An 8,853-nucleotide genomic window follows, 5' to 3' on the forward strand; every position below is an offset into this window, starting at 1 on the left:
TTTCGTCAATTTCATTGGAGCACTTACTGAAAAGTAAGTGCTTTTTTATGAAGATTTATAGAATCTTAATAAAGTGTAAAAAGAATACAAAGAAGAAGGCGTTATACTATGGTTAAATAAAAGAAATCATAAAGAATTATTTGGAGGTATTATAATGAAAAACAAAAAAAGTCCTTTCTTTACTTTTTGCTGTTCCCTTGTGCCTGGAGCTGGTGAAATGTATATGGGTCTCTACAAACAGGGAATCAGTTTAATGATTCTGTTTTTTGGAGTAGGAGCCGTTGGTGGTTGGACGGGAGTAGAGCTTTTGTGGGCATTTATACCGGTTATCTGGTTTTTTAGTTTTTTTCATACCCACAATCTGCGCAGTATGCCGGAAGAGGAGTTTCTGGAAGAAAAAGACCAGTATTTCCTTTTTCAAGATTTTGATATGGCAAATGCCGATGAGTTTTTGAAGAGAAACAAAAAAATAATTGCAATAGCCTTGATTTTTTGGGGTGCTTGTATGCTGGCGCAAATTTGCATGAATCTGTTAGATCCTTTCTTTGGCGGATTCTTTTGGGATTTGGTATGGCGGATGAACGGTGATATGGGACGGATTATTGTGGCTATAGCCATGCTGTTATGTGGTTTCTATTTACTGAAAAGAAGGAATGAAGAAGTTGCTGAAGAGGAAAAGAAAGCAGAAATGTTAGATGAAATCATTGAATAAAAAACAGCTGTTTTATTTGAACCCTAGAATAATAGTTCTAGGGTTTTTTTCATCTTTGTTTTCCAGAAGAAGGAATTACATGGTAAGGCAACTGTTTATTCCAAAATATCCCCAGATTCATTATTAAAAAACAGTTGACGCGGTTTTAAAAACTATTATAATTAATATGAAGAAAACATATTCATTTATGCTATTTACGTTTTATAACGTTTTATAAAGGAGGAGAAATATGGTACAGATTATTACGGATAGTACTTGTGATTTACCTCATAAGAGATTAGAGGAAATTGGTGTTATATGTGTTCCCTTAACGGTTCATTTTGGAGAAGAAACATTTATTGATGGCGAAAACCTCACAGCAGAGGAATTTTATCATCATCTACGTACAAATCCTGAAATTCCCACAACAGCCCAGCCTACCCCCCATTCCTTTGAAGAGGCCTTTCAAACAGCTTTAGATAATGGCAACGACGTTGTTTGTATATTAATCGGCAGTAAGTTGAGTGGTACTGTGCAGTCAGCCAATATTGCCAAGTCAACCATTGGTAGTGATAGAATATGGATTATTGACACCAATCAAGTATGCAGTTCTTTGGGGCTTTTGGTTGAAATAGCGGCAAAGAGGGCAAAGGCGGGAGCAACGGCAGAGGAATTATCGAAAGAAATCAGTGAATTGTCCGGAAGAGCCAGAATTTATGCCGCAATAGAAACCCTGAAATATATTAGAAAAGGGGGACGATTATCCGGTGCCGCTGCAGTTGTGGGCACAATGCTGAATTTGCATCCAATCTTAACGGTAGAAAACGGTCTGGTAATCAATTCTGCAAAAGCAAAAGGTAAGAAAAAAATGATTACCATGATGAAAGAGCTTGCAATGACCCATGGTGTAGATGAGAATTATCCCATTATGTTTTGCCATGGTGCTGCGGAAGAAAATTTGACTGTTTTAAAGGATTGTTTTGCCGAGGACTACGATATATCTAATTCTCTTGACGGCTTTATAGGCCCGGTGGTAGGCACGTATTCGGGGCCGGGTACAGTTGCCATAGGATTTATTATTAAAAAATAATTACCCATAATGAAAAGCAGGAATTGTTCCAAGGAACAGACCTGCTTTTTTTGTACCAAGAGAAAACTGCCTGCTCTGTAAATAGACGAGGAGCACTAAGGAAATTGAAGGTGATTGCTTTAACTGACAAACATCTGTATGAAAGAATCCAGGAGAATGACTAGCCTTTTCTTGAGGATAAAAGCGTGATATACTGTGGTAAAGTATGACAGGAGGCAAAAAAATGACTGAAAAATTATATTATCAGAATGGGTATAACACCGAATTTAAGGGGACTGTGCTTTCTTGTGAAAAAAGCAAAGAAGGCTATCATATTGTTTTAAATCAGACGTTATTTTATCCCGAAGGAGGAGGGCAACCTGGGGATAAAGGAACCTTGGGCGGAGTTACCGTATTTGATGTACATGAGAAGCATGGAGAAGTTATTCATTATACGGAAGCACCCTTGACTGTTGGGATTGAAGTAGAGGGAAAGATTGACTGGGCACACCGTTTTGATTTGATGCAGAACCATTCCGGAGAACATATTTTATCGGGCATTATCTGCAAAAAATATCATTGTGATAATGTTGGTTTTCATATGGGGCGAGAGGAAATCACCATTGATTTTAATGCCCAAATCCCTTTGGAGGACTTAAATTGGCTGGAGGAGAGGGCAAATCAAGCTATCTGGGAAAATACACCCATTGAGATAACGTATCCTGAGAAAGAAGAGCTGGAAGGCTTAGCTTACCGCAGTAAGATTGAGCTGGCAGGTGAGGTTCGTATTGTCAAAGCAGGAGAATTTGACTGTTGTGCTTGCTGTGGAACCCATGTAAGGTTAGCGGGAGAGATAGGGATTATTAAAATTGTTGGGGCTCAGAATTATAAGGGTGGAACCCGATTGGAACTGCTTTGCGGACAAAGAGGCTTGGCTTATTTTCAGAAAATTCAACAGGCTTCCAAAGAGGTAGGCAGAGCACTTTCTGTTCAAGAGGAGAAAATCGGCGTTGGGGTACAAAAGCTTTTATCAGAAAAAGATGGATTTATTCAAGAATTGAAAAAGTGGAAATGGCAGGTATTTCTGCACCGAATTGAAAAGTTGCCAATGGATGCAGATTCTATATTGATGGTAGAGGATGGGCTAAGTGGAAAAGACATGACATCACTGGCTGATTTAGCAGTGGAAAAAAACCATGGCAGGGCTATTGTTATGACACCTTCTGAGGATGGATTTGCTTTTGTACTGGTAAGTCGAAAAATGGATGCCAAAAAAATTGTAGAGGAATTGAAAACCTCCTTTGATTGTAAGGGCGGTGGCAAAGATGGAGGGGTTCAGGGTAAATTAATGGGAGAAAGAGAGAAAATCTTATCTTTTTTACAAGCATTGGGTTTTTATTTTGCAAAATAGTTTCTTTTGATAGTTGATTTCATAATTAGAATTGCCCAATTGTATGAAAATAAAAATCTTACAAGATATAAAAGTCGGAATGGGATATTGATTTTGGGTAATATAATAAAGGATTCCTGCCCATTGGTGGGTGAAATTCTTTAAAGTGCGATAAAGAATAAAATTAATGAAATCTTTCGGTTTTTAACTGGTTTTCTTAGAAGCTGAAATAATAAATTGTGATAAAATAAAGGAGAAAGGCTTGGTGTTTCAAATGGTAAGCTTTCAAAAGAATAGAGATAAATTAATAGAGCGGTTAACAGAAAACAGTGTTGCAATTGTTTTTGCAGGGCAGGCACCCTACAAGCGAGGTGATGAGCAGTACCCTTTTTCCCCGGACAGAAATTTTTATTATGTTACAGGAATAGAACGGGAAAACTGTGTATTCTTTCTGGCAAAGACAACTACAGGCGTAACAACTACCTTATACATCCCCAGAGATAACGGTATTTTGGCGAAATGGGTGGGGGCAAATATAACGGTTGAGGAAGCCAGAGATAAATCAGAAATAGAAGATATTGGGTTTATCGACAGCTTTCGGAAGGATTTTGCAGAGTTTATTTTTAAGCATAACATCAATACAGTTTATCTGGACTTAGAAAATAGAGATTGGAATGCTTTGCCTAGCACTGGGCTTTCATTTGCCAAGGAATTACGGGAACAATATCCTGCTGTGACCCTAGGAAATCTTTATCCGATTTTCAGTGATTTACGTCTTATCAAAGAAGATTGGGAATTGGAACGTATGCGTCAGGCAATGACAATTACCCAAGAGGGGTTTCTTGCAATGATGGAGCATGCCCGTGCTGGGATGATGGAATATGAAATTGAGGCCTATTACGATTTTGTGCTAACCAAAAGAGGTGTGCGGCAAAAGGCTTTTCAAACCATTGCAGCGGCAGGAAAAAGAGGCACCATCCTCCATTATGTTGCAAACAATCAAAAAACCAAGGATGGTGATTTGATTTTATTGGATGCGGGTGCTCAGGTGGATTGGTATAACGGAGACATAACCCGCACCTTCCCTGTAAATGGAAAATTTACTGAAAGACAAAAAGAGGTTTACAATATTGTCTTGGCAGGGCATCAAAAAGTAATTGAAACCATTCGCCCTGGAGTGCCTTTTCCACGGCTAAATGAGGTTTTAAAAGAGCATTATCTTGAGGAGCTCAAAAGAATTGGATTGGTAGAAACCATGGAAGATGTAGCGAAATACTATTACCATGGGGTAAGTCATTATTTAGGAGCGGAAACCCACGATATTGGCCGGTATATGGACAGAAATCTACAGGCAGGCATGGTGCTGACTGTGGAACCGGGGTTATACATTGAAGAGTGGGAAATCGGTATTCGTATTGAGGATGATGTTTTGGTTACAGAAGATGGTTGTGAAGTTATGACGAAAGATTTAATCAGAACCGTGGCGGATATTGAAGCATTTATGGCTAAAGGAAGATAAGCATGAGCATAAAGGAAACAGATTTATATGGGCCCATTCGTTTTTTTTTGGAGAATCAAGGTTTTCAGGTGCAGGCGGAAGTAAAGCATTGCGATATTGCCGCAGTAAAGGAAGGGCAAACTGTGATTATAGAGCTGAAAAAGAGCTTTAATTTAAAGTTAGTTTATCAGGCTTTAGATCGACAAAGTATAACGGATGAGGTTTTTGTGGCCATTCCTAGACCACAGAAGGGGCAAAGAGAACGCGCATGGAAAGACATGCTGAGGCTTTTAAAACGGTTGGAGCTTGGGCTGATAACGGTTGCACTGGACAGCCCAATGCAAACAGTTGATGTTATTTTGGAACCAGCGGACAGCATGATTCGGAAAAACCGAAAGAAGCAGGAGCGTCTCATGGCTGAGTTGGAGAATCGTCATGTGGCTGAAAATGTGGGTGGCATGACACGGAAAAAAATTATGACTGCTTATCGGGAAAGAGCCATTGAGCTTTGTTGTATGATAGAGGCTTTTGGGCAGATTTCAATAAAAGCCCTAAGAGAATTGGGAAAGGACGATAAGTATGCTTCTAATCTTAGGAGCAATGCCTATCAATGGTTTGAAAGAATTGAAAAGGGTGTATATGGGCTTACAAAGGCGGGATATGAAGTTCTATCATCACTGGATTATGAAAAGGTCGTTGATTATTATAGAGTATTTTATAGAGAGGAAAAAGGACAATGAGCGTATTGGGGAATATTCTTTGGCTGATATTTGGTGGACTTCTTAGTGCACTTGGTTGGTTCCTAGCGGGAATTGTTTGCTGTATCACAATCATAGGAATACCCATTGGGTTGCAGTGCTTTAAATTTGCAGAAATGGTGATTTGGCCTTTTGGAACTGAAATTTATTACGGTAATTTAAACTCAGGTTCAGTGATTTTAAATGTAATTTGGATTTTGTTGTGTGGTCTTGAGTTGGCCATAGGTTCTTTGGCATTAGGCGTTTTATGCTGTGTAACCATAATTGGGATTCCCTTTGGCATTCAGCATTTTAAATTTGCAGGGCTTGCATTAATGCCCTTTGGGGCACGAATGCATAGGGTGATTTACTAAAATAAAAAAGAGAAAAAGAGAGGGATAATAAAATGATTATTACAACAACAAATAGTATTGAAGGCAAAGAAATTATATCTTATCAGGGCATTGTTTTTGGCGAGGTCGTTGCAGGGGTAAACTTTGTAAAGGATATGGTTGCTGGTTTGAGCAATTTTTTTGGCGGAAGATCCGGTACTTATGAGGATGAATTAATCAATGCAAGGGAGCAAGCCATTGCAGAGATGATGAAAAGAGCCAATGCCATGGGAGCCAATGCCATTGTAGGTGTGGATGTTGATTACGAAGTTTTAGGAGCTGATAATGGAATGCTCATGGTTAGTGTTTCAGGAACAGCGGTGGTTTGCAAATAACAAAGATAATTAATTTCACAGTTAGCACACAGAATTAGGAAATAAGCAAGCTTTTCGGTGTGATATAAAAAAGGCCCGCATACCTTGAAAAATGATTTCAATGTTCACGGGCTTTTTTATGTTGAAATTGATCATCTTGGTAAATCTAAAACCTTGAATATGATGTTTCATTGTTTCTGATGATTTATACACTTCTTTGTTCATCAAAGGCTTCATTAATCTTTACAGTCGGTTTCCATTTTACGAATCTTTTTATGATACATCTTTACAGATAAACTTAAAGTAAAGAAGGTGATGGCGAATATGATGATAAACATAATGACCCCTGTTGCTATGGAACCCATTAATACGTGATATTTTGTATAAGATGAAATAGAGAAAACTAGGGCACAAACCAAGCCCGCTGCGAGGCTTATAACAGCATTATATTTAATGTTTGGTTTTAGTCGTCTATCCCAAATTCCGCTTTTCATACTGCTGATTGACATATAAAGGGAAAGAAAAAATAGAACAATCCATTCGCCTGCAACAGAGCGAATAACACCTTCATCAAAGATAAGCATTTGCACTAGGATTGCTACCAGCAGGCCCCAAAAGGCTATCCAACACCCTTTATGTTCAATTTCAAGAAGTTTTTTTTCTTGCATTTCATCTAAGTTATTATTTTGTAGTTTCATTGTGATCATCCTCTCCAAAAAGTTCATCTAAAGTTTTGCCAAGAACCTTACAAATTGCTCGGCATAGTTTTATGGTGGGGTTATATTCTCCCTGCTCAATTGCATTCATTGTTTGCCTTGAAATATCTACTTTTTCCGCAAGTTGTTTTTGTGTCATATCTAGCTGAGCACGAGCAACCTTAATTGAAATATTTCTTCCCATATCATCACCTCATTGACATATATTAAAACAAAATTTACTTAATGTCAAGTATATACGACATAAATTAAAATAAATAGTAATTTTATATATTCCGATGTCTATTGTTGCTTAGAGAAGGGCTTTTCTTTCTCAGAAAGTATGCTAAAATTAAAAAAGATAAGAAAGGAAGGGATTATATATGAGGCTGACCATTGTATTTTCTCCATGCGAAGCTATTTTAGACACTATTTGCATGGAGTAGATATTTAAAATAACTTTGCACTTTAATTGTTAAGAAAAATTTTACGTTTTACCCTTGATGAAAAGGGTTATTATCTTAATGAGAATAAAGGAGTAAAGTAATGAAAAATCAAAGATTAAACCATGGAAATGATGCAGTATCCTTTGCATATGAGGAAGTTGATATTACACCTCAAAAGCCTATGCAGACCATTGGCTTTGGTCGTGAGGACGAGGAATCCAGAGGGGTTCTGGGCAGGCTCTTGGGGCAGGTTTCCCTGTGGAAATATAGAAAAGAGATATGTTGTTTGATTGCCATAGACCATATCGGTTTTTCCAAAGATCATTGTAACAATTTGCGTAGAGCAATTAGTAAAACCCTAGGTGTAAAGGAACAAAAGGTAATGCTTTGTTTTTCTCACACCCATTCGGCACCCAATGATACCATTGAGAAGGAATATGCAGTGTTTGTTGACAATCAAATAAAAAAAGCAGTTGATTCAGCATTAAAGAAGCTTTCGCCCATTCATGAGGCATGGGGGAATGCTTACGGGGATATTGGCTTAAACCGTAGGTGGGACAGTCCTGCCTTGGATCGAAGGATTGGCATTTTTAAGGCAGTTGATGCAAAAAGTGGTGAATTAAGGCTGTTGCTTTTGCGATTAACAGCCCATGCAAATGTTTTAAAAGCAGATAATTATTCCGTATCTCCCGATTATTTTGGTGCTGTTCGAGATACCTTACATCAAAGATTTGGATGCCCAGTGATGGTAACCCAAGGTGCATCAGGAAATGTGGCACCAAAATATTTCGCCTCAACGTTAACCCCTCCGGATGCAGGGGATCAGCGATTTATTCGGTCTGAGCAGGCAATGAGCTTGATGGCTCAGGAAGTCTTGGAGCAGGTTTCGGAAGTCATTGATAGCATGGAACCAGTTCCTATTAAACGGTTGGGGATGTATTCTTTGGGGCTTGATTTATTCGCAGATATACTTCCCTATGAACGAGCCGTGGAAATTGTCAACGAGGCGAAACAGTTTGTGGGTATTGATGGTACTTTGTGGTTGGCTGAGGTTTTAAGATTGCAGAAAAGTGGTGTTATGACCCAAAAAGAGACCGTTGAAATTCAATACTTTTCCATTGGAAATGGTTGTTTATGCGGTGTCGCAAATGAAATTATGTGTGAATTTGCCTTGCGGGCTCAAGCATTGACAGGAAATGAATTTTTTTATTTTGGTGGATATACCAACGGTTGTACAGGTTATTTTCCTACAGAGGAGGAATACGATAAAGGTGGATATGAGGTTTATTGGTCTATGCTGATTTATTATATCTATTTTAACCGAGTATTTCCGTTTAACCGTGATGCATGCACTTTGTTGATTCAAGGGGCAGTGGACAATGCTCCACTATAGACTCAGTATATGAAAGGGGGCGCAGTATTTAACGTGACTGCGCCTTTTTCAATGTTATTTCACTAACTTACATAGTCACCCTCCAAATCAAGACTTAGAAGCCCGCTAATACTTTTAGAGTTTTCTCTGTTTATTGCCAATTTTCTCTTAAAAAGCGTAGAACCTCGAAGCCGTGGACTTCTCGGTCTTTTGCTCCGCAAAAGGGGCGCAAACAGAGAAGCCCGCTAA

10 protein-coding genes are annotated in these 8,853 nt (G+C 38.5%); 8 read left to right on the forward strand and 2 right to left on the reverse strand.

Features of this window, described 5'->3' with window-relative positions:
* The first annotated feature begins 154 nt into the window (after nucleotides 1–154).
* The 7 genes from NE558_RS07770 to NE558_RS07800 all read left to right on the forward strand — a co-directional run bounded on the left by NE558_RS07770 (nucleotide 155) and on the right by NE558_RS07800 (nucleotide 6,112).
* Nucleotides 155–712 carry a hypothetical protein gene (locus NE558_RS07770; RefSeq protein ID WP_256149432.1) on the forward strand — a complete coding sequence of 186 codons (558 nt, stop codon included), beginning with the start codon at nucleotides 155–157 and terminating at the stop codon, nucleotides 710–712.
* A gap of 229 nt (nucleotides 713–941) precedes the next feature.
* Nucleotides 942–1,781, forward strand: a complete 840-nt coding sequence (locus NE558_RS07775; protein ID WP_256149433.1) for a DegV family protein — start codon at nucleotides 942–944, stop codon at nucleotides 1,779–1,781.
* Nucleotides 1,782–2,004: 223 nt separating this feature from the next.
* Complete coding sequence (locus NE558_RS07780; RefSeq protein ID WP_256149435.1) at nucleotides 2,005–3,171, forward strand: alanyl-tRNA editing protein; 1,167 nt, start codon at nucleotides 2,005–2,007, stop codon at nucleotides 3,169–3,171.
* Nucleotides 3,172–3,424: 253 nt separating this feature from the next.
* The gene (locus NE558_RS07785; protein WP_256149455.1) at nucleotides 3,425–4,669 is read left to right on the forward strand and encodes an aminopeptidase P family protein; all 1,245 of its coding nucleotides are present in this window, start codon (nucleotides 3,425–3,427) and stop codon (nucleotides 4,667–4,669) included.
* A 2-nt stretch (nucleotides 4,670–4,671) separates the two neighbouring features.
* A complete protein-coding gene (locus NE558_RS07790; RefSeq protein WP_256149436.1) occupies nucleotides 4,672–5,388 on the forward strand; it encodes a DUF2161 domain-containing phosphodiesterase in 717 nt (238 codons plus the stop codon).
* Complete coding sequence (locus NE558_RS07795; protein ID WP_256149437.1) at nucleotides 5,385–5,759, forward strand: YccF domain-containing protein; 375 nt, start codon at nucleotides 5,385–5,387, stop codon at nucleotides 5,757–5,759. The genes NE558_RS07790 and NE558_RS07795 overlap by 4 nt, the downstream gene beginning before the upstream one ends.
* A 32-nt stretch (nucleotides 5,760–5,791) precedes the next feature.
* Nucleotides 5,792–6,112, forward strand: a complete 321-nt coding sequence (locus tag NE558_RS07800; protein ID WP_256149438.1) for a putative heavy metal-binding protein — start codon at nucleotides 5,792–5,794, stop codon at nucleotides 6,110–6,112.
* Between the two features lie 215 nt (nucleotides 6,113–6,327).
* Here NE558_RS07800 and NE558_RS07805 read toward each other — a convergent pair whose 3' ends face one another.
* Complete coding sequence (locus NE558_RS07805; RefSeq protein WP_256149439.1) at nucleotides 6,328–6,789, reverse strand: DUF6773 family protein; 462 nt, start codon at nucleotides 6,787–6,789, stop codon at nucleotides 6,328–6,330.
* Nucleotides 6,773–6,991 carry a helix-turn-helix transcriptional regulator gene (locus NE558_RS07810; protein ID WP_256149440.1) on the reverse strand — a complete coding sequence of 73 codons (219 nt, stop codon included), beginning with the start codon at nucleotides 6,989–6,991 and terminating at the stop codon, nucleotides 6,773–6,775. Before NE558_RS07810 ends, NE558_RS07805 begins: the two co-directional genes overlap by 17 nt.
* A gap of 341 nt (nucleotides 6,992–7,332) precedes the next feature.
* On the opposite strand from NE558_RS07810, the gene NE558_RS07815 reads away from it, so the two are divergent.
* Nucleotides 7,333–8,625 carry an alkaline ceramidase gene (locus NE558_RS07815; protein ID WP_256149441.1) on the forward strand — a complete coding sequence of 431 codons (1,293 nt, stop codon included), beginning with the start codon at nucleotides 7,333–7,335 and terminating at the stop codon, nucleotides 8,623–8,625.
* Nucleotides 8,626–8,853: the final 228 nt, after the last annotated feature.

It is taken from the genome of Anaerotignum propionicum, assembly GCF_024461735.1.
Taxonomy (GTDB): Bacteria; Bacillota; Clostridia; order Lachnospirales; family Anaerotignaceae; genus Chakrabartyella.

What these genes read in the sequence shown, in the direction of transcription:
- NE558_RS07790 (WP_256149436.1), top strand. Translation starts at nt 4,672, where the DNA reads ATGAGCATAAAGGAAACAGATTTATATGGGCCCATTCGTTTTTTTTTG.
- NE558_RS07775 (WP_256149433.1), top strand. Translation starts at nt 942, where the DNA reads ATGGTACAGATTATTACGGATAGTACTTGTGATTTACCTCATAAGAGA.
- NE558_RS07770 (WP_256149432.1), top strand. Translation starts at nt 155, where the DNA reads ATGAAAAACAAAAAAAGTCCTTTCTTTACTTTTTGCTGTTCCCTTGTG.
- NE558_RS07795 (WP_256149437.1), top strand. Translation starts at nt 5,385, where the DNA reads ATGAGCGTATTGGGGAATATTCTTTGGCTGATATTTGGTGGACTTCTT.
- NE558_RS07785 (WP_256149455.1), top strand. Translation starts at nt 3,425, where the DNA reads ATGGTAAGCTTTCAAAAGAATAGAGATAAATTAATAGAGCGGTTAACA.
- NE558_RS07780 (WP_256149435.1), top strand. Translation starts at nt 2,005, where the DNA reads ATGACTGAAAAATTATATTATCAGAATGGGTATAACACCGAATTTAAG.
- NE558_RS07815 (WP_256149441.1), top strand. Translation starts at nt 7,333, where the DNA reads ATGAAAAATCAAAGATTAAACCATGGAAATGATGCAGTATCCTTTGCA.
- NE558_RS07800 (WP_256149438.1), top strand. Translation starts at nt 5,792, where the DNA reads ATGATTATTACAACAACAAATAGTATTGAAGGCAAAGAAATTATATCT.
- NE558_RS07810 (WP_256149440.1), bottom strand. Translation starts at nt 6,991, where the DNA reads ATGGGAAGAAATATTTCAATTAAGGTTGCTCGTGCTCAGCTAGATATG.
- NE558_RS07805 (WP_256149439.1), bottom strand. Translation starts at nt 6,789, where the DNA reads ATGAAACTACAAAATAATAACTTAGATGAAATGCAAGAAAAAAAACTT.